A 20,625-nucleotide genomic window follows, 5' to 3' on the forward strand; every position below is an offset into this window, starting at 1 on the left:
TGTTTGAGTTTAGTGATTTAGAGGGTGAGGATGATAAAAAAAGTCCCCCCCGCTGTAGCGGGGAGGACTCCAATATAAGGTCAATTTCCTGTATTTCTATACCAGAAAATTATCTTGCTATATTCACTGCCCTTTTTTCACGGATCACCGTTACTTTAATCTGCCCTGGATACTGCATTTCTGTCTGTATCTTATTAGCAATTTCGAACGATAAACGGTCGGCATCGCCATCGGATACTTTTTCACTTTCTACAATGATACGCAGTTCTCTACCTGCCTGGATAGCATAAGCTTTTTCCACGCCATCGTGTGCGAGGGCCAGGTTTTCCAGGTCTTTGATACGTTGCAGGTAGCTCTGCATAATTTCCCGGCGTGCGCCCGGGCGTGCACCGCTGATGGCATCGCAGGCCTGAACGATCGGGGAAATCACGTATTGCATTTCCATTTCGTCGTGGTGGGCGCCGATAGCATTTACCACAGCGGCATGTTCGCCATATTTTTCAGCGAGCTTGGCGCCGAGGAGGGCGTGGCTCAGTTCTGTTTCTTCGTCAGGCACTTTACCAATATCGTGCAGTAAGCCGGCACGTTTGGCCAGTTTCGGGTTTAAGCCCAGTTCTGCTGCCATTACGGCGCAGAGGTTAGCTGTTTCCTTAGAGTGCATGAGCAGGTTTTGTCCGTAGGAAGAGCGGAAACGCATCTTACCTACCAAACGTACCAGTTCTTTATGGAGGCCATGGATACCCAGTTCTATCACGGTTCTTTCACCGATATCCATTACCTGTTCTTCCAGTTGTTTCTTGGTTTTTTCCACTACTTCCTCAATACGGGCAGGGTGAATACGTCCATCCTGTACGAGGCGTTGCAGGGACAAGCGCGCTATTTCGCGGCGGAGTGGGTCGAAAGACGACAGTACAATCGCTTCCGGGGTATCGTCTACGATCAGGTCAACACCGGTAGCCGCTTCGATGGCGCGGATGTTACGACCTTCACGGCCAATGATCTGGCCTTTGATTTCATCGCTTTCCAGGGTAAATACGGTGATGGTATTTTCGATGGTTTGCTCAGCAGCGGTACGCTGAATAGACTGTATAATGATTTTCTTGGCTTCCTTGTTGGCTTTCAGCTTGGCATCTTCAATGATTTCCTGGATATGGGACAGGGCCTGTGAACGGGCTTCTTCCTTCAGGCTTTCTACCAGCTGGTGTTTCGCCTCTTCTGCAGTTAAGCCGGCTACTTTTTCGAGGCGGCGGATATGCTCTTCCTGGTGTTTTTCGAGTTCGGTGCGCTTAATAGTTACCAGTTCCATCTGGCGGTTCAGGGTTTCCTTGATAGCGTCGTTCTCGTTGATTTGTTTCTGAACCTGCTCGTTTTTCTGGTTGAGTTGTAGTTCTTTCTGTTTGATACGATTTTCTGACTCGGCCAGTTTCTGGTTACGTTGCAGTACGTCCTTGTCGTACTCGCTCTTAAGTTGCAGGTATTTTTCTTTCGCTTCCAGTAAGCGATCTTTTTTCAGATTTTCGGCACTGACCTGTGCGTCTGCAATGATTTTTTTAGCCTGTTGCTCCGCTTCATCTATTTTATGCTGCGTATTTTTGGCAAAAATCACCTTACCCAGCGCAATCCCAATGACCAATGCCACTACTGCAGTTATTGTCGTGATAAGTGTAACATCCATATGAATTATTTATACTTGATTTATGTAGTATTCTCATACCCAACTTGCTGCTAAAACACAACAGGGGCGAGAACTGACCCGCGAAAATACAAAAAAATAGCAGTTAAAGCGTCTTTGATACGTGATAATTAGCTAATTAGCTAATTCGTTGTAAAGCAATGGGTAACGTGGTCATCCCAAGGCCTGGTTGATAATTTCTTCCAGCTTTTCCAGCTTCTCCTGTAAAAAAGGAGCCGTGCTTGCCTGGGCTTTACCGCCGCTGGTTACAGGGTGTGTAGCGTACATAATGAGGGCCATAGCAATATAGTCCTGTAGGTCTTTTCCCGCATAGGACGTCTTAAAATCGACAATTTTCTCATTCACTTCTTTCATAATACGACGTACCTCTTCCTCCTCTTCCGGCTTTATTTTAATTCGGTAAGAGCGGTCGGATACGACAATGTTTATGGGAATGAGTGTTTCCATGTATGATTTTTTATCAGCTGTTCAGTAAAGCGATACAGCGGTCAATTTCTTTGATATAATCGTTGATCTTGCCCCGGATTTCCTTTCTGAAAGCGTCATCTTCGGCTGCTATGGTGGTACCTCCCTGGGCAGTAGACGCAATTTTCATCAGTTGCAGTCTTTCTTCCAGGCTTTGTAGCGACTGTTGCTGCTGTTGCAGCGCCTGTTGCTGTACGTGAACTTCTTCTTTCAGCAATACATTCTCCGCCTGCACCTGTTGCAGTTTCTTTACCAGCAGGTGCAGCTTCTCTTCTACGCGTTGAATGTATTGCTCCAGAACCATCCGTATTACTTATTTTCTGATTTCCGCTTGTAACTGTGTTTCAAATGTTTTGATGAGTTTCTCCATTACACTGTCAATCTCTTTGTCAGTCAGCGTTTTCTGGGGGTCCAGGAAGGTAAAGCTTACGGCGTAAGACTTCTTATTGGCTCCCAGTTTTTCGCTCTCAAATACGTCGAATAGATTCACTTGTTGTAACAACCCGGACTTCACGCTACGGGCGGCCGTTTCAACGGCGGCAAATTGTACCTGTTTATCAAGCACAAGCGCCAGGTCTCTTCTGACTGCCGGGAAGCGTGGTATTTCCTTGTAAAAGTTATCACTTTTTTGCAAGAGTCCCAGTATTTTATCCCAATTGAAGGTAGCATACCATACCGGCTGGCGGATATCGAACTGCTTCAACTTCGCTGTGGCAACGCCTCCGAGGGTAACTACCACCTGGTTTTTTATCTTGATTTCCCAGGATGGTTGCATGCCTGGTTCGGCGCTTTCAGCCCAGGTAAGTTGTTTATAACCCAGTTGTTGCAGGATATTGATCACAAAACCCTTCAGGAAGTAGAAATCTACCGGGCTGGATTTGTGCATCCAGGTTTCAGCCGTCTTTTTACCGGTCAGGTACAGGACCAGGTGATTGTTTTCGCCGTAGCCTTTATCGAGTACCCGGTAAGTTTTACCGAATTCGAAGAACAACAGGTCTTCGTTTTTGCGGTTCAGGTTATGGGCAATACTTTCCAGGCCAGTTTCCAGCATAGAAGGGCGCATGATGTCCAGCTCTATAGTGAGACTGTTCATCATTTTTACCGTATGCTCCAGTACTTCCGGCGTATAGTACTTACTGTTGGTAATGGAGTTGGTGAAGATTTCGTTGAAACCGTTACCAGCGAGGTAATCGGCTATTTTTTCCTTCACCTGTTCTGCATCCGGTTGGGCGGATAAGGCGGGGGAGATGGATATTTTAGACGGAATTTCAATATTATCGAGTCCATCAATACGCATTACCTCTTCCACCAGGTCGGCCGGCAGGCTGATGTCTGGTTTGCTGAAAGGTACGGCTACCCGAAGTCCTTCTGCCGATTCGGAGAGGATATCGAAGCCCAGGCTGCGGAGGATATTTTTGATTTTATCTGCCGGGTAGTTGCTGCCACTCAGTTTGCGGATATAGCTATAAGTGGTTTCTACCTGTGTTTTTACTTTCACGGAAGGATATACATCCACGATACCGGAAGCTGCTTTACCGCCGGCCAGCTCACAAATGAGGGCTGCGGCGCGTTGCAGGGCCAATACCACATTGGAGATATCCACCCCTTTTTCAAAGCGGGAGGCTGCGTCGGTACGTAGTCCATGGCGGAAGGAAGTAGTCCGGATACCGCCGGCACTAAAAAAGGCGCTTTCCAGGAAAATGCTTTGTGTGGTATCGGATACGCCGGAATGCAGGCCGCCGAATACACCCGCAATGCACATGCCTTCACCGGCGCCATTGCAGATCATCAGGTCGGAAGCATCCAGTTTCCTTTCTTTTTCGTCCAGGGTCACGAATGGTGTGCCGGCCGGGAGGTTTTTCACCACTACCGCATTGCCTTTGATGGCAGTAGCATCGAAGGCATGCAGTGGCTGACCGGTTTCGTGCAGCACGAAGTTGGTGATATCCACAATATTGTTGATCGGGCGAACACCGATGGTACTGAGCCTGGTTTTGAGCCATTCTGGAGAAGGGCCTACCTGCACACCGGTGATGGAAATGCCGCTATAACGGGGGCACGCATCGGTATTGTCGATGGTAACGCTGATGGATAAAGGTGTTGCTGCTTCTGGCAGCGCTTTTATTTCCGGCAGCTGTACCTGGTATTTGTGGGTATGTTCTATATTATTGAGAAAGGCGCACACGTCTTTTGCCACGCCGATATGGCTCATAGCGTCCATACGGTTGGGCGTAAGGCCTATTTCATAGATGTAATCCTGTGCTGGTTTAAACACTTCGCTGGCGGGGATACCGGGTTGCAGGCCGGCGTCCAGCACCATAATGCCATCGTGACTGGTGCCCAGTCCTATTTCATCTTCGGCGCAAATCATTCCCTGGCTTTCCTCTCCACGGATTTTTGCTTTTTTCATGGTGAGGGGTTCGCCGCCAATGGGGTAAATGGTAGTGCCAATGGGGGCTACCACTACTTTTTGTCCCACCGCTACGTTGGGGGCGCCGCAAACGATGTGCAGGGGTTCCCCGTTACCGGTGTTCACGGTGGTGAGTCGCAGTTTATCCGCATTCGGGTGTTTTTCTGCGGTCAGCACTTCCCCGATCACCAATCCAGCCAGACTACCCTTTACAGCTTCGAATTTTTCCAGGCTTTCTACTTCCAGCCCTATCCTGGTTAAAATAGTAGACAGTTCCTCCGGTGTAGGCTTTACCGGTAAGTAATCACATAGCCAGTTGTATGAAATCGTCATTTATCTGCTCGGTTTATATAAGTGGCGTAAAGTTAACAACTAATGAGCAGAAAGCTGAAGGCAGAACGCAAAAAGCTATTACCGGAGAGAATTTAACGGAAATATGGGAAGGAATTGCAGCGTGCGTGGCTGGTGTAACAGCCACGCACTGTTTTTTATTACCTCTAAAACGGCCACAGCATTGAGTCTTGCCCCATGTGGAAAATCTTTTTACACAATGTGTGTGAATAATCGGACCTTCGCTTGGGAATTTCCTGTGTTTTGGTGGATAACCCAGGTGATGTCAGTGGATAACTGACATTTTGCTTGTGGATAACCTGTGTATGTGACTTAATAAATTTAATAACGAAAGGGGGGTATTATTAAAAAAAATGCCTTTACCTTAGTTCGTATGGCTGAAAAAATTTACAATTTCTTAAAGTAGCTGGAAACCCTAATGAATGCGGGAGTAATGCAGATATCAATTGTAAAAACAACAGGAAAGGCCCATTGACAGTAACCTTTTATTAACTTTTTTTAATACACTAACCATAAATGGATCTCAATCTTAAGAAGGACCGCAATGTGCGCAGAAAACCGTCCATTGATGTGTCATCCTTGGTGTATGGCAAGATACCACCACAGGCTAAAGAATTGGAAGAAGCTGTTTTGGGAGCCGTAATGCTTGAAAAGGGTGCTTTTGATACCGTTATCGAGATATTGAAAGGAGAGTGTTTTTACGTAGAAGCACACCAGATCATTTTTAGTGCGATGACCCGGCTGGCCGGTAAATCAATGCCGGTAGATATCCTCACGGTAACGGAGGAACTAAAATCAATGGGGCAGCTGGAACAGATCGGAGGACCCTTTACCGTCATGAAACTGACGAACATGGTGGTATCTTCCGCCAATATTGAGGCCCATGCCCGTATTATCCTCCAGAAATTCATTCAACGGGAACTGATCCGTATTTCCGGGGAAATCCTGACCGAGTCTTATGAAGATACGGCCGATGTATTTGACTTGTTGGACAGCGCGGAATCCAAGCTGTTTGAAGTAACCAATAACCACCTCCGTAAGAATTACGATTCCATCGACCGCGTACTGGTAAATACCATGAAGCGTATCGAGGATTTGCGTAATAAAGGAGATGATATCACCGGGGTGCCTTCAGGTTTCCCTTCACTGGACAAGGTGACGTATGGCTGGCAGTCTACGGATCTGATCATCATCGCCGCCCGTCCTTCTGTGGGTAAAACCGCCTTCGCGCTGAACCTTGCGCGTAATGCGGCTCTTCACCCCCGCTTCCCGAAAGGAGCAGCGGTATTCTCATTGGAAATGTCCTCCGGCCAGATTGTACAACGTATTCTCTCGGCCGAATCAGAAATAAAGCTGGAAAAGATTTCCCGTGGTAAACTGGAAGAATATGAGATGAAGAAGCTGATGACCCATGGTATTGAACGCCTGGCTAAAGCGCCCATCTTTATCGATGATACCCCGGCCCTCAACATCTTCGAGCTGCGCGCCAAATGCCGCAGGCTGGTACACAACCACGGCGTAGGCGTTATCATCATCGACTACCTGCAGCTGATGAGTGGTAGTGCCGATGGAAAAGGCAATAACCGTGAGCAGGAGATCAGTAAAATTTCCCGCGACCTGAAAGGGCTGGCAAAAGAACTCCAGGTACCGGTGATCGCCCTGTCGCAGTTGAGCCGTGATGTGGAAAAACGTAAAGACGGTAACAAAATGCCCCAGTTGAGTGACCTCCGTGAATCGGGAGCCATTGAACAGGATGCCGACATGGTAATGTTCCTGTACCGTCCTGAATATTATGAAATCAATACCAATGAAATGGGCGAATCCAACAAAGGAGAAACCCACGTTCGTATAGCCAAGCACCGTAATGGTCAGCTCGATACCATCAAACTGAGAGCCGTACTGGAGTTTCAGCGATTCGAAGATGATGGTAGCCTGGAAAACCCCGGCGGTGGCGGCAATCCTTTCACAGGCATCTCCCGACCCCAGCAAGGTGGCGGCGGTAACGATGAAGCGAAGCTGTACATACAGAAAGGATCCAAGATGAACGATATGGATTTTGATGAAGGATTTGAAGATGCACCCTTCTAGCAAGGAAAAGATATTGCTAAAAAGCCGGCATCTATTCGATGGCCGGCTTTTTAGCTTTTAGCCCTTAACTGCCGCAAAAGAAACATATCCCGCAGCAGGGAGTAATTGTTTGTGCACGTTAAATAATTAAAGAATAATAAGATTAACCAATGAAACAGCTGTACTTAAAATACAAAGGTCATTACAAAGACAATTTCAGTTTAGCCTATCCTGTTGTTATCTCCCAGTTAGGACATACCCTGGTAGCATTATCTGATAGTATCATTATTGGTCATACCGGCAAAGTGCCGCTGGCAGCGGTGTCGCTGGGTAATGGCCTGTTCAGCGTTTTTATGGTAGCCGGTATCGGTATGTCCTACGGACTAACGCCCCTGATAGCCCAGGAAAATGGCCGGGGCAACAAGAATGCCATCGGCCACCTGTTGAGCCATAGCCTGATCATCAATATGGTGGTGGGTGTGCTGTTATCGGCCCTTATTTACTTTGGCAGCGGCTATTTATCGCTGTTGCACCAGGAAGGCGATGTAGCAGAACAAGCCCGTCCCTTCCTACGTTTCCTGGGATTTTCCTTTATTCCGCTGATGCTGTTCCTGTCGTTTAAGCAGTTTGCAGAGGGACTTGGATTTACCCGGCAGGCGATGAACATCAGCATCATCGGTAACGTGATTAATATCCTCATTGGTATTACGCTGGTATACGGCTTGTTTGGGATGCCCCGTATGGGCGTGATAGGCGTGGGGATTGCCACTTTTACCGATCGCCTTATCATGGGAATTACCATGTCGATTTACGTACTAAGATCACCCCGGTTTAAGCCTTACCTAAAATCTTTTGGGTTTAAAAACCTGCAGGCTACTGCTATTAAGAAGATCCTGGGCATTGGTACGCCGGTAGCCCTGCAATATCTTTTTGAGGTAAGTGCCTTCAGTGGCGCCGCTGTGATGGTAGGCTGGATGGGTGCGGCTGAACTGGCTGCGCACCAGATTGCGTTGAGCCTGGCCGCTATGACTTACATGATGGCCAGCGGTATTTCTGCGGCAGCAGGGATTAAGAGTGGTAACAACTTCGGAAAGAAAGATTTCCATGAGCTCCGTTTATCGGCCATCGCCAGCTACCATATGGTGTTGGTGCTGATGGGAGCCGCCGCCTTATTGTTTACCGTAGGCAATCACCTGTTACCGTCTTTTTACATACAGGATCCGCAGGTGATCCAGATTGCCGCCAGACTGCTGATCATTGCTGCCTTCTTCCAGTTGTTTGATGGCATGCAGGTAGTGGGATTGGGTATTTTGCGGGGACTGGGCGACGTACGCATCCCTACCGTGATTACGCTGCTGGCTTACTGGGTATTGGGTATTCCGCTGGGCTACCTGTTGGGTATACACCTGGGATATGGTGTAGAAGGTGTGTGGTGGGCGCTGCTGCTGGGATTACTGGTGGCTTCTGTATTACTGTTTGCCCGCTTTCATACTAAAACGAAAAAACTTTCTGCTTAACTTCGCTTATGGATTTGCCCGTTTTTTATGCGCCGGACATACAGCCCGCCGATGCAATATATACAATGAATGAGGATACCTCTAAATACTGTATCCAGGTACTTCGCCATGAAAACGGCGATCGTGTGTTGCTGGCAGATGGCCGTGGACACAAGTTTACCGCTGAAATCACGGATGATAACCGTAAAAAGTGCGTAGTGAAAATAGTGGATCGTACCCTGGTGCCAGCCCCTGAAAGAGCACTACGTATAGCCATCTCCTTTACTAAAAATACTTCCCGGATAGAGTGGTTCCTGGAAAAGGCAACAGAAATTGGTATCCAGACAATCATTCCGTTGGTAAGTCAGCGTACGGAGAAAGAAAAAATAAAAGCGGAGCGCTTGCAGAATATCCTGGTATCGGCAATGCTGCAATCGCAACAGTTTTACTTGCCCGATTTGCAGGAGCCACAGGCATTTGACAAGGTGGTGAAACAGTATACCGATCCTCAAAGACTAATTGCGCACTGCCTGCCGGAACAAAAACAGGCGATGCAGGATATTATGCAGCCGGGTAAAGATACCCTGGTACTGATAGGGCCGGAGGGCGATTTTACACCGGATGAAATCAAGCTGGCGCTGGAAGAGGGGTTTGTGCCGGTGTCGTTGGGGAATACCCGTTTACGCACGGAAACGGCGGGGATGGTAGCGGTAACGATCATGAACCTGGCATAAAGGCCGGTAGGAAGATAGTGACGGCAGATGAAGGCATGGCCTTCATCTGCCGTTATATTTATTGTGGACGTAGTCCAGCGCAGATCTTTTTAACGATGGCAGGCCCTTCATAAACGAAGCCTGTATATACCTGCACCAGGGAGGCGCCTGCATCCAGCTTTTCCTGGGCATCTTCTGCCGTGAAAATACCGCCTACGGCGATAATAGGAATGCGGCCTTGGCTATGGGTGTGGATATAGCGGATCACTTCTGTGGCCTTGCGTTTTACCGGCAAACCGCTGAGTCCCCCGGCGCCGATGTCTTTGATTTCGGCATCTGGTGTTTTTAGTCCCGCCCGGCTGATGGTGGTGTTGGTAGCCACGATACCAGCCAGTTTCGTTTCCGTCACAATTTCGATGATATCATCCAGTTGTTCGGTAGTCAGATCAGGCGCTATTTTCAGTAAAATTGGTTTCTGCCTGGGCTTTTGTGCATTCAAAACCTGCAGGTGATACAGCAACTGTTTTAAGGGTTCTTTCTCCTGTAAGGCCCGTAGGTTGGGGGTGTTGGGAGAGCTTACGTTTACTACGAAGTAGTCGACCACTTCATAGAGGGCATGAAAGCATTTTTCATAGTCGCTGACAGCCTCTTCATTCGGAGTCACTTTATTTTTCCCGATGTTGCCACCTACGATGATATTAGATTTTTTGCGTTGCAGTCTTTTTGCAGCAGCAGCGGCGCCTTCGTTATTGAAGCCCATGCGGTTGATCAGCGCTTTATCTTCCGGCAGGCGGAATAAGCGGGGCTGTTCGTTGCCGGGTTGGGCGAGCGGTGTAACGGTCCCTATTTCTACGAATCCGAATCCGAGGCAGGCCAGCTCGTCAATGTATTTTGCATCTTTATCAAATCCGGCTGCCAGCCCTACGGGGTTGGAAAATTTCAGTCCGAACAATTCCCGTTCCAGGCCTTTGGTTTTAACGCCGCAGCAGGCATTCAATACGGTTTTGCCCAGTGGCAGGGAATATACTGTCTTAAGACCACGCATAACGCTGTGGTGAATACTTTCCGGCGGATAGCGGAAAAGGAATTTTTTGATCAGGTTGTACATTGCCGGGCAAAGATAAACAGGTTTGGGGGATTTTTACGAATTGGGAGACGCATAAAACAGCTTTTCCCCCTATGACGATCGGTTATCAAGTGGTTACCAGTGGCCATTTTACGTATTTCTACGGAAAGATATAAGAGATAGCAGGAATTAATTTAAATCAGGTAAATCATGCCTATATTTGCGGCTTATCATGCTGGAGCTGCATACATTTGAAGCATTATTTAGAGAAAACCATGCTCATTGCCTGGCCTTTGCCACTCATTATACGGGTGATCCCCATGTAGGAGAGGAAATTGTGCAACAGGTTTTCCTGCGTTTGTGGGAAAAACGGGATGCGATCACGATCACTGGCCCTGTAAAAGCATATTTGTTTTCTGCTATTCGTAATACCGCCATCAGTCAATGGCGGAAGGACGTAGTGCGTTCAGAAAAGGAGGCCGGTTATGGCCAGCAGAAAGATACCACCATGGCGGCCGGAGAGGAGGTAAAAGAGTTGGAGCGATTGTACCGCCAGGCATTGGAGCGACTGCCGGAGCGATGCAGGGAGGTATTTGTACTAAGCCGCCAGCAACATATGAAATACGCCGAGATAGCGGTGGCAATGAATATTTCAGTAAAGACAGTGGAAAACCAGATGGGAAAAGCGCTGAAAATCCTGCACCAGGAACTGAAAGAATACCTGCCGCTATTGACAGGCTTCTTATTTTAAAAATAATTGCGGACGCATAGGGGCATTGGTATTTTCCATGCGTCTTATTTTAGATAACTGCCCACGGGGGCGCTGACTGTAAAACTTACAACAACTGATGACACCATCTTATCCAGATGAGGCAATGCCTGATGAGGCGCTGTATACTTTGCTCTGCAAGTATCTGCTGCATGAAGCAGATGCGGAGGAGCGCGCCTGGGTGGAAGCATGGGTAACGGAGGATCCGGGGAATGTGGCATTACTGGGCTCTTTGAGAAAGGTGCTGGATACCGCTACATCCAATGAGCGGTTGGTGGAAGCCAAAACCAATGATGCCTGGTTGCAGCTCAGTGGCAAAATTGAAGAAAAACCGGTGCTGATAGCCGTTAAACCTGCTGCCCGTTTTACCTGGCTGAAAATAGCTGCCGTGCTATTGATAGCCCTGGGCGCTGGTTGGTGGTTCTTAATCGGTAAGCGTCCACAACAGGTATATGCAGGACCCACCAACGCTACGCTGGCAGATGGCAGTAATATCCGGTTGTCGGCTTCTTCCAGGCTGGAAGTAGCCAGGGGCTTTAACCAGCGCAACAGGAAGGTAAGTCTTACCGGTACCGCTACCTTCGACGTAAGCGGCAGCGCTGAAAATCCCTTTGTGATTACATTGGGGCATACAGATGTGAAGGTATTGGGTACCCATTTTATGATCAATTATGAACCGGGTACGGCAGTACTGAAAGTACATGTTACTACCGGTAAGGTGATGGTAATAGATCATGATAAGGCAGATAGTGTGGTATTAACAGATGGCATGTTATTGCAGAAAGATAATGCCCGCCCTGCTTTTCGTATAGCGGCCCATGTTACAGATATGACTAAAAAATCCCTGTCATTCAGGGATACACCCCTGGAAGAAGTATTACACACGATCACGGAGGTATATGATATCAAAGTGGAAGTGGTAAATATGGACCTCCTGAAATTACCTGTTCGTGCTGACTTTACCGGCGAATCAGCCGATGATGTAATCAGATCACTGGCGCTCATGTTGAGTGCCGACTATGAGAAAATAAATGATCGGCAATACAAATTAAAATAGCTCGTGTCGGCAAGCGCACAGCTTTAACTGTCTTTCACACTTTCAATTTAGCTATCTATGTCGTTAGCCGGAAAACTGCTGACGGGGATATTGATATTATTGTATGTCCCACTGAACGTTTTTGGGTGGGACTGGCAAACAAGAGTAACGGTAATTGTGAGGAACCAGCCCATTGAGGCGGTGTGTAACATACTGGAAAAAGAATATGGTATTCATTTTTCCTATAGCAGAGAACTTGTCAACTTGTCCCGGAAAGTTACGTTAACAGCCCAGCACCAGCGTCTGAAGAAGTTGCTGGAAGATTTATTTGCTCCCGATGATATACGTTTTACCCGTGTGGGTGAACAGGTAGTGCTGGTGCCTGCACAACGTACTACCCGCACCATCAGCGGCTATATCAGGGACGCCGTTAGCGGTGAAAGTCTCATTGGCGCCACCGTATATGCCCCTGCACTTAAACAGGGGACTACTACCAATCAATATGGCTTTTTTAGCTTAACCACCGTAAAGGATACCAACAGCCTTTTTATTTCTTATATCGGCTATGGGCCGCATTTACAGGCCGTAACGGCCAAAGGTGATCTGTGGCTGAATATCAGCTTACAGCCAACCGGCAGCCTGAAGGAAGTAGTGGTCAGTGCCCGGGAAAACAAGCTGCAGGAGCAAACACAAATGAGTAAAGTAAAGCTCTCTACTACCGAGCTGGATGCGATGCCCCGTTTCCTGGGGGAAGTGGATGTGATGCGCACGCTGCAGCTATTGCCAGGTGTAGGTGGAGGAATGGATGGCGCCGGTGGTTTGTATGTGCGTGGTGGCGGGCCAGATCAGAACCTGGTACTGCTGGATGGCGCACCGATATTTAACTTCTCTCATTTCTTCGGGGTTTATTCCCTCATGGATGCCAATGTGGTGAAATCTACCGACTTGTATAAAGGAGCGTTTCCCGCCCGTTACGGCGGACGTTTATCTTCCGTGGTGGATATTGCCACCAAAGAAGGCAATATGAAAGCCATACATGGCAACGCGTCTATTGGATTAATTGCCGCCAAGTTTGATATAGAAGGACCTATTGTAAAAGATAAAACGTCTTTCCTCTTATCGGCCCGCCGCTCTTATCCCGATCTGTTGCTGAATGCAGCCATACAATCGGATAATACCCTGGGGCCCAATGGCGATTTCAAGGCTTTCTTCTATGATATCAACGCCAAAGTGAATCATATCTTTTCGCGGAAAGACCGGGTATTTCTCAGTTTTTACAAAGGAGAAGACAACCTGGGGTTACAGCAAACTACCAGCGATACTTCAGCTATTTCCGGACTGCACACTTATAACGGTGTAACATCGCGCTTTAAAATGTCGTGGGGCAATACTATTGCAGCATTGCGGTGGAATCATATTTATGGGCCACGCCTGTTTTCCAATATCACGCTCAATTATTCCAGTTATACCTTTGCTACCCAATATGGGCACCGTTATGTAATGCCGGCGCTGGGAGAAACAACAGACCTGTTTGGGAAATACAGTTCCCGTATGGAAAACAGCGGAGGCCGGGTAGATTTCGACTATCGTCCCAATCCGCGTCATGCCATACGTTTCGGAGCTATTACTACCATGCATTATTTTAAGCCCGGCAATTCCTCTTTCGAAAATAAAGGCACACCGGTGCAGCCGCTGGATACGCTGAATAATTCCCTGCGGGTGGTGGGTGGCGAATTATCGCTCTATGCAGAAGATGACTGGCAGCTGAATCCCAACCTGTACGCCAACCTGGGAGTACATGCTTCTGCCTTCCTGGTAGAAGGCCGGGTTTATTCTTCCGTACAACCCCGCCTGGGGCTCCGCTATGTGCTGCCGCGCAACTGGGCCATAAAGGCGGCTTATACACATATGAACCAGTATATCCATTTATTGTCGAGCAATGGCACCACATTGCCTACCGATATCTGGGTGCCGTCTACCCAGCGGGTAGCGCCTATGTTTTCCAAGCAGGTGGCAATAGGCGTCGCTAAAACGTCGTCCAACCTGAAATATGAATTTTCACTGGAAGGCTATTTCAAATCGATGCATAATATGATTGAAAATGCGGAAAACAATAACATTACCAATACCGGCGCCACCCGCTGGGATGAAAATGTGATTGTGGGCAAGGGCTGGAGTTATGGATCGGAATTGATGTTACAAAAGAAAAAGGGGAGCACTACCGGCTGGATCGGGTACACACTTTCCTGGTCTATGCGCCGTTTTCCGGGTATTAATTACGGAGAAATTTTCCCTTTTAAATATGATCGCCGGCATGATATCGAAGTGGTGTTGATGCAGCAATTGGGTGAGCATTGGGAGTTTTCGGCCTCCTGGCACTACAATTCCGGTACGCCTATCACTGTTCCGGTATCCAGCTATGCAGGTACCGGCAACGCTTCTCCGTGGGATCCGGGTACCGGCCAGCCCGTCATAGATCGCTATGATAACTGGAACAACTATCGTGGGGCGGATGTACACCGCCTGGACGTAGGGATTACCTATAGCAAACAGAAAAAACACTGGCGTAAAAGCTGGAACCTGAGCGTATTTAATGTATACAATCGTAAGAACCCGGTTTTTTACTATATGGAGAGTGATCCGGTTACCAAGCAGCGCTACCTGACCCGGGTAACGTTGTTGCCAATACTTCCCAGTATTACTTATGCGGTTAAATTTTAAAGAGATGAATAAAGTATATTTTTTCGTAGGTGCGATACTGTTAGCTGGCTTCCTGCAAGCCTGCGAAAAGCGGGAGAACGTGACATTACTTTATGAAGGAAATAAAATAGTGGTGAATACGTTGATACAACCCGACAGCGTGATCTATACCCGTATTACACGCAGTGTTCCCAGCAATGTATTGATCGATGGTAACAATACGGATGTAAGCGGGGCCCATGTGCAGCTGTTGGAAGATGGCGTGCCGCTTGCATCGCCGGAGGTACAAATCATAAAGGGAACACCCTATTATGTATCGGGGAGCAAAGCAGTGCTGGGCAAACGGTACGAGGTACGGGTAGCGGTTCCCGGTATGCAGGCTGTAACGGCCATGGATACCCTGCCGGCGGCGCCGTTGGCAAGTGCAGCGGCAGCACAGGTCAACAGTAATCGTATCCGGTTTACCCTGAAGGATTGCCCTACCGCCAATAACTATTACCGCATAAGAATATATATTTCCAACCCTGACGGCAGCGATGGCAGTTTTGCGCAATTCCGCCTGGACCCGGCATTCAATAATAACCTGGTAGACTTTTTTACACAAGGAGCTTCCAGCAGCCTCATTATGAGCGATGAACGATTCAACGGGAAAGAAGTCAATTTTGTACTGCAAACCAATAACCCGATTGCTGCTACTACGCAGATCACTTTAGAAGTAAGTGCGCTTACTTATAATACCTACCAGTACCTGAATACGCTGACCACACAATTGAGATCAGGGGAAGCGGTAATATCCCAGCCGGTACGCGTATTTACCAACGTGGCCAATGGTTACGGTATCGTAGGTGGTATCAATACCAAAAAGATGGTATTTAAAGCAGAATAAGGAAAATTAAATTAATTAAACCCGCCGAAAGACCCTCCTATATTAATACTTCGCTATTTTTTTTCTTCCCCGTTTGTTCTTTTAAAAACCTGCTCTATTTTTAGCCCATATACTGTTATATGCCAGAAATAATGCCTGACGACCTGACTGATCGGCTACGGACAGATGATTTTAAACTGTTTGAGCTGATTTTCAATACTTACTGGGAGGAATTATACACCTATGCAGCCCGGGTAACAGGAAGTGATGCAGACGCACAGGATATTATACAAGACCTGTTTACCAGTATCTGGGAACGCCGGCACCAGCTGGAGTTGCATACCCATATCCGTTATTACCTCTTTAGCGCCGTTAGAAAACATATCCTGCGCAAATTCCGGGATGATGGGTTGAAAGAAAAACATCTCGAAAAATTTATTACCCATAGTGAGCTCCGTACGGAGCTGACACTCAATACTATTATCCACAAAGACATCATCACCCAGTTGCAGCAGGACCTGCAGCATTTGCCCGAAAAGGAACGCCAGGTATTTGAATGGTATCATTTTGATGAGCTCAGCATCCGGGAGATTGCTCTTATGCATGGCACGGCAGAACAAACGGTGCGTAACCAGCTGGGCAACGCCTATAGAAAAGCCCGCCCATTGCTGAACCGCTTGCTGATGTTCCTCTGATATCCCCCTCCATGTTACCTTAATGTTAATCCCGCTTTCCCGATAGTTAAAAAAGGACGGTTGTGCAACTTAGCTTTTAAACGCCGTACCTTGATCCGATCTAAAATAAGAGCCATCATAGATAAGTACCTGGATAACAGGGCTACACCAGCCGAAGAGCAGTTGCTCACACACTGGCTGGATGTAATATCCGCAGAGGAGACTCCATCGGACGCCCTGACACCAGGAGACAAGGAACAGCTCCGGCGTAAAATGCTGCAAACCATCCGGCAACGCACCGGGCAACCCGCACGCACCTATCCTATATGGAAACGCATGGTTGCCGCCGCCGCTATACTCCTGGTAGCTGCAATTGCCAGCTGGTGGATCATTCAACAACGTACCTCCCGACCCGTAGCCTGGCTGGAACTAAGCACGGGTATTGGCGAAATGAAAAAGCTGGTGCTGCCCGACAGCAGTACGGTATGGCTGGAAGGCAACAGCCGGTTGAAATATCCCGGGCATTTCAGGGATAAACGGGACATTGAGCTATTATATGGAGATGCTTTTTTTGATGTTTCTCCCTATCCCCAAGCACCTTTTACGGTATATGTAGATAGCCTGCAGGTGCGGGTGCTGGGCACTTTCTTTCATGTAAGAGCTTACCAGCAGCTGCCTATGGAAATAACTGTTAATAGCGGTAAGGTAAGTGTTAGCAAGCATGACCAGCTTATGGGACTGCTCACTGCCAACCAGGCTATGCGTATTAACTGGAACGACTATACGTTTTCAAGAATGGAAGTAAGCCCATTGAACATCAGCGACTGGATGCGGCGGGAAATCGTTTTTGACAACATGCCTTTAAAGTCGGTGCTACACCTGCTGGAAAATTATTACCGCGTAAAGTTTGAAATTGAGAGCGTGCCCGATATGCAGATTACAGGCTCTATGCCTGCAACGTTACAGCCGTACCAGGTATTTCATATCCTGGAAGAGCTAACAGATCACCAGGTGATAGTACAAGCCCGTGGAGGAAATAAAGTTACTGTAAGACATAAATAAATATTCCCTGAATTGATTTAATTAAAAAATCGCGGTTATGAATGTACGTAGTACTCATCTGCGTACAAGCGTATTTGGCAAACAAATATGTCTTGTACTGCTCTTGCTATCCCTATACGGAAGCATTTCAGCCCAACAAAAGTCTGCAGTAGTGCAGGAATTACATGTAAGCGCCGGACCACTGACAAGCGCCCTGGGGCTATTGCGACAACAAAGCGGCGCCAATATTATGTATGACGCTAACTTGTTGAAACTCCTGACCGTAAAGGCGCAGGACTTCCGCGGCCAGTCTGTGGAAGAAGTGTTGCGCCACCTGCTGAAAGGAAGTGGATTTTCCTTTTCCACCACAGAAGGCGTATTTATTATTAAGAAAGAGAAAGCCACCGTTCCCGTAACCGGCACTGTAACGGACGAAGAAACCGGCGCCCGCCTGCCAGGGGTAAGCGTATTGGTAAAAGGTAATACACAAGGCAGCATTACCAATGGCGATGGAGCCTTTACGCTGCAGGCCGACCCTCATGGCGATACCCTGTTATTCAGCTCCCTGGGCTACAAAGCCGGCCGCCAGGTACTCAATGGACAACAGCAGGTGACCATACGCCTGAAATCTGACGCCAGTATGCTCAACAGCGTAGTGGTAGTAGGTTATGGCCAAACCACCAAAGGTGATCTTACCGGCGCGGTATCGCATGTATCATCTGAAAACTTTAACACGGGTGTATTCAGTTCACCGGAGCAGCTGCTGCAAGGCAAGGTCCCTGGCCTGAATGTTACCCGCAGCGGCGATCCCAACGCCACGCCGGCGGTGATCCTGAGAGGCCCCTCCACTTTCCGGGAAGGCGAAGCACAGCAACCTTTTTATGTGATTGATGGCGTACCCGGCGCTAATATACAGCTGGTATCTCCCGCAGATATCCTGTCGATGGATGTATTGAAAGATGCCGCGTCTACCGCGATCTACGGCGCCCGCGCGGCCAATGGCGTAATTATGATTACCACCCGCCGCGCCAAGCAGGGACAAAGCTGGATCAGTTACAATGCCTATGCCGCATCTGAACGCATTTCCAATAAGATAGATATGCTGTCGGCCAATGAGCTGCGCCAATACCTGAAGGATAATAACAAAAGCCTCACACCGGCCTATGAAGATAATGCCAACACCGACTGGCAGAAAGAAGTAACCCGCAACGGCATGTCGCAAAGCCACAACCTTTCTTTCGGTGGCGGTAATGAAAAAACCTTGTTTGATGGAAGTATCAACTACCTGCAGAATAATGGTATTATTAAAACATCGTCACTGGAACGGCTAAACGTTAGAGCCAACCTGGAACAACGCGCTTTTAATGACGTATTGAAAATAAACCTGTCTATCAGCAATAGCTTAAGCACGCAGAACCGGGCGCCAGAACAGGTTTACCTCAACATGTTGAACTATATACCAACGGTAAATATTTTTAATCCCGATGGTACTTATAAAGAAGACCTGAGCCGCTCCCGCGGTTACCTCAATCCTGTTTCCCTGATCGATAATAACAGCGATCGTACCAAAGAAAAAATTATGCTGGGTAATGCGCGCGCTGAGTTAAAATTGTTGCCGGAGCTGCGTTATACCATGAGCCTCTCTCTGCAGGATCAGCAAATTAACCGGGATATTTATAATAACCGGGCTTCCAGTCTATCGCCCAATACGAACGGACAGGCCACCCGTAGCGCTTTTACCAATTCACGTAAAGTGCTGGAAAGCTATTTTAATTACGATAAAACGTTTGGTAAGCACGACCTGCGGCTGCTGGCGGGATATTCCTGGCAGGAAGACCGTACCGGCGACGGATTCCAGACCTCGCAACAAGGGTTTGTATCGGATGTTACCGGCGGAAATAACCTGAACCTGGGAGGCGCCAAAGATGGATATCTCCCTAACTATGGTACTACCCGGATACAAACGTTACGTTTTATTTCCTTCTATGGCAGGGTAAATTATTTATATGAAGATAAATACCTGTTGCAGGTATCTGTTAGACGGGATGGGTCTTCGGCCTTTGGTATCAACAACCGCTGGGGTACCTTCCCGGCAGTATCCGGCGCCTGGAAGATCAGCAAGGAAAAATTCATGGACAATGTACGCTGGATCGAAGAACTGAAACTACGTGCAGGCTATGGCGTTACCGGTAACTCGCTGGGCTTTGATCCGCTCATCGCCAAATTCCGTAACGATATTTTCGGTAAGTTCTATTCCGATGGCCGGATCATCAGCTCTATAGGACCGGTACAAAATGATAACCCTAACCTCAAATGGGAGCGTACCGGTATGGCTAATATAGGTATAGATCTGACCGTATGGAAAGGACGCCTGAGTGTTACCGCCGACTACTATGACAAGCGCACTACCGACCTGATTTACTCTTATGAAGTGCCTTCTCCTCCTTACTTCGTACCTAATATGTTGGCCAATGTGGGCGCTATGAGCAACAAGGGTATTGAGTTACAGGTAAACGTAGTGCCCGTGAAAACGGCTAATTTTACCTGGAACACTTCTGCCAATATCGCGCACAACAAGAACCGGGTAGTATCGCTTTCCAACGATATGTTTTCCGTGAAATATATTGAAACAGCAGACCTGGGCGGTAAAGGACAATCCGGGAATAAGTCGCAGCTGATACAGGCTGGTTACGCATTAGGCGCATTTTACCTGTGGCAGTATGAAGGGAAAGACAAAGATGGCAACTCCACTTTCCGCTCCGCCAACGGAGGTATTACCAAAGAACCCAGCTCCACCGACCGCTACTATAGCGGCGATGCACAGCCGGCTATCATTTACGGCTGGAGCAACAGTTTTACTTTCCGCCAGTTCGATGCCAGCATCTTTATACGTGGCGTGTCCGGCAATAAAATACTGAATGCTACGCTCGCCAATCTCAATAACCCTGCGGAAGCCACCGGCTATGATATGCCCCGGATAACCCTGGGAGAGGCAGTTACAGACGCCAAAGCGCCTTATATTTCTACCCGCTACCTGGAAAACGGTTCTTATCTGCGCCTCGACAACGTGACCATCGGATATACCATCCCAGTACCCGGCAAGTATGTACGCAAACTGCGTGTATACGCTACCGGTAATAACCTGGCGCTGATCACGAAGTATAAGGGTATAGACCCCGAAATCAATATGGGCGGGCTTACACCAGGTATAGATAATAATAACTTCTATCCTAAAACCCGTTCCTTCCTCTTTGGTTTGAACGCAACTTTTTAACAACG

General features: G+C 47.9%; 15 protein-coding genes. 10 read left to right on the forward strand and 5 right to left on the reverse strand.

Annotated features, from left to right (window positions below; all coding sequences use genetic code 11):
- Positions 1 to 109 precede the first annotated feature (109 nt).
- The 4 genes from rny to pheT form a co-directional block, all read right to left on the reverse strand.
- Positions 110 to 1,675, reverse strand: a complete 1,566-nt coding sequence (gene rny / locus HGH91_RS13360; RefSeq protein ID WP_168738904.1) for a ribonuclease Y — start codon at positions 1,673 to 1,675, stop codon at positions 110 to 112.
- 171 nt (positions 1,676 to 1,846) lie between these two features.
- Positions 1,847 to 2,140, reverse strand: a complete 294-nt coding sequence (locus HGH91_RS13365; protein WP_145664013.1) for a cell division protein ZapA — start codon at positions 2,138 to 2,140, stop codon at positions 1,847 to 1,849.
- Positions 2,141 to 2,153: 13 nt separating this feature from the next.
- Complete coding sequence (locus HGH91_RS13370; RefSeq protein ID WP_168738905.1) at positions 2,154 to 2,462, reverse strand: hypothetical protein; 309 nt, start codon at positions 2,460 to 2,462, stop codon at positions 2,154 to 2,156.
- 9 nt (positions 2,463 to 2,471) lie between these two features.
- The gene (gene pheT / locus HGH91_RS13375; protein ID WP_168738906.1) at positions 2,472 to 4,901 is read right to left on the reverse strand and encodes a phenylalanine--tRNA ligase subunit beta; all 2,430 of its coding nucleotides are present in this window, start codon (positions 4,899 to 4,901) and stop codon (positions 2,472 to 2,474) included.
- Between the two features lie 534 nt (positions 4,902 to 5,435).
- Here pheT and dnaB point away from each other — a divergent pair.
- The 3 genes from dnaB to HGH91_RS13390 all read left to right on the forward strand — a co-directional run bounded on the left by dnaB (position 5,436) and on the right by HGH91_RS13390 (position 9,216).
- Positions 5,436 to 7,007: a replicative DNA helicase gene (dnaB, locus tag HGH91_RS13380; protein WP_168738907.1), complete on the forward strand. Its 1,572-nt coding sequence runs from the start codon at positions 5,436 to 5,438 to the stop codon at positions 7,005 to 7,007.
- A 149-nt stretch (positions 7,008 to 7,156) separates the two neighbouring features.
- The gene (locus HGH91_RS13385; protein ID WP_168738908.1) at positions 7,157 to 8,503 is read left to right on the forward strand and encodes an MATE family efflux transporter; all 1,347 of its coding nucleotides are present in this window, start codon (positions 7,157 to 7,159) and stop codon (positions 8,501 to 8,503) included.
- 8 nt (positions 8,504 to 8,511) lie between these two features.
- Positions 8,512 to 9,216, forward strand: a complete 705-nt coding sequence (locus tag HGH91_RS13390; protein ID WP_168738909.1) for a 16S rRNA (uracil(1498)-N(3))-methyltransferase — start codon at positions 8,512 to 8,514, stop codon at positions 9,214 to 9,216.
- Between the two features lie 58 nt (positions 9,217 to 9,274).
- On the opposite strand, the gene HGH91_RS13395 is transcribed toward HGH91_RS13390, so the two are convergent.
- Entirely contained in the window at positions 9,275 to 10,303 is a 1,029-nt protein-coding gene (locus HGH91_RS13395; protein ID WP_168738910.1) for a quinone-dependent dihydroorotate dehydrogenase, read from the reverse strand.
- A gap of 190 nt (positions 10,304 to 10,493) precedes the next feature.
- On the opposite strand from HGH91_RS13395, the gene HGH91_RS13400 reads away from it, so the two are divergent.
- From HGH91_RS13400 to HGH91_RS13430, 7 genes are all read left to right on the forward strand, one after another.
- Positions 10,494 to 11,012 (forward strand): RNA polymerase sigma-70 factor, encoded by a 519-nt coding sequence (locus HGH91_RS13400; RefSeq protein ID WP_211092279.1) that lies wholly within the window; start codon positions 10,494 to 10,496, stop codon positions 11,010 to 11,012.
- Positions 11,013 to 11,109: 97 nt separating this feature from the next.
- Positions 11,110 to 12,087: a FecR family protein gene (locus HGH91_RS13405; protein ID WP_168738912.1), complete on the forward strand. Its 978-nt coding sequence runs from the start codon at positions 11,110 to 11,112 to the stop codon at positions 12,085 to 12,087.
- Between the two features lie 57 nt (positions 12,088 to 12,144).
- Positions 12,145 to 14,787: a TonB-dependent receptor gene (locus HGH91_RS13410; protein WP_168738913.1), complete on the forward strand. Its 2,643-nt coding sequence runs from the start codon at positions 12,145 to 12,147 to the stop codon at positions 14,785 to 14,787.
- A 4-nt stretch (positions 14,788 to 14,791) separates the two neighbouring features.
- Positions 14,792 to 15,652 (forward strand): DUF4249 domain-containing protein, encoded by an 861-nt coding sequence (locus tag HGH91_RS13415; protein WP_168738914.1) that lies wholly within the window; start codon positions 14,792 to 14,794, stop codon positions 15,650 to 15,652.
- 119 nt (positions 15,653 to 15,771) lie between these two features.
- Positions 15,772 to 16,326, forward strand: a complete 555-nt coding sequence (locus HGH91_RS13420; RefSeq protein WP_168738915.1) for an RNA polymerase sigma factor — start codon at positions 15,772 to 15,774, stop codon at positions 16,324 to 16,326.
- Between the two features lie 90 nt (positions 16,327 to 16,416).
- Positions 16,417 to 17,367, forward strand: a complete 951-nt coding sequence (locus tag HGH91_RS13425; RefSeq protein ID WP_168738916.1) for a FecR family protein — start codon at positions 16,417 to 16,419, stop codon at positions 17,365 to 17,367.
- A gap of 37 nt (positions 17,368 to 17,404) precedes the next feature.
- Positions 17,405 to 20,620, forward strand: a complete 3,216-nt coding sequence (locus HGH91_RS13430; RefSeq protein ID WP_168738917.1) for a TonB-dependent receptor — start codon at positions 17,405 to 17,407, stop codon at positions 20,618 to 20,620.
- Positions 20,621 to 20,625 lie beyond the last annotated feature (5 nt).

This window comes from Chitinophaga eiseniae (assembly GCF_012641265.1).
GTDB classification, from domain to species: domain Bacteria; phylum Bacteroidota; class Bacteroidia; order Chitinophagales; family Chitinophagaceae; genus Chitinophaga; species Chitinophaga eiseniae_A.

Excerpts from the sequence above, each read along its gene's own strand:
- HGH91_RS13385 (WP_168738908.1), top strand. The coding sequence starts at position 7,157 with ATGAAACAGCTGTACTTAAAATACAAAGGTCATTACAAAGACAATTTC.
- dnaB (WP_168738907.1), top strand. The coding sequence starts at position 5,436 with ATGGATCTCAATCTTAAGAAGGACCGCAATGTGCGCAGAAAACCGTCC.
- HGH91_RS13365 (WP_145664013.1), bottom strand. The coding sequence starts at position 2,140 with ATGGAAACACTCATTCCCATAAACATTGTCGTATCCGACCGCTCTTAC.
- HGH91_RS13395 (WP_168738910.1), bottom strand. The coding sequence starts at position 10,303 with ATGTACAACCTGATCAAAAAATTCCTTTTCCGCTATCCGCCGGAAAGT.
- HGH91_RS13390 (WP_168738909.1), top strand. The coding sequence starts at position 8,512 with ATGGATTTGCCCGTTTTTTATGCGCCGGACATACAGCCCGCCGATGCA.
- HGH91_RS13410 (WP_168738913.1), top strand. The coding sequence starts at position 12,145 with ATGTCGTTAGCCGGAAAACTGCTGACGGGGATATTGATATTATTGTAT.
- pheT (WP_168738906.1), bottom strand. The coding sequence starts at position 4,901 with ATGACGATTTCATACAACTGGCTATGTGATTACTTACCGGTAAAGCCT.
- HGH91_RS13415 (WP_168738914.1), top strand. The coding sequence starts at position 14,792 with ATGAATAAAGTATATTTTTTCGTAGGTGCGATACTGTTAGCTGGCTTC.
- HGH91_RS13420 (WP_168738915.1), top strand. The coding sequence starts at position 15,772 with ATGCCAGAAATAATGCCTGACGACCTGACTGATCGGCTACGGACAGAT.
- HGH91_RS13400 (WP_211092279.1), top strand. The coding sequence starts at position 10,494 with ATGCTGGAGCTGCATACATTTGAAGCATTATTTAGAGAAAACCATGCT.
- HGH91_RS13405 (WP_168738912.1), top strand. The coding sequence starts at position 11,110 with ATGACACCATCTTATCCAGATGAGGCAATGCCTGATGAGGCGCTGTAT.
- HGH91_RS13370 (WP_168738905.1), bottom strand. The coding sequence starts at position 2,462 with ATGGTTCTGGAGCAATACATTCAACGCGTAGAAGAGAAGCTGCACCTG.
- HGH91_RS13430 (WP_168738917.1), top strand. The coding sequence starts at position 17,405 with ATGAATGTACGTAGTACTCATCTGCGTACAAGCGTATTTGGCAAACAA.
- rny (WP_168738904.1), bottom strand. The coding sequence starts at position 1,675 with ATGGATGTTACACTTATCACGACAATAACTGCAGTAGTGGCATTGGTC.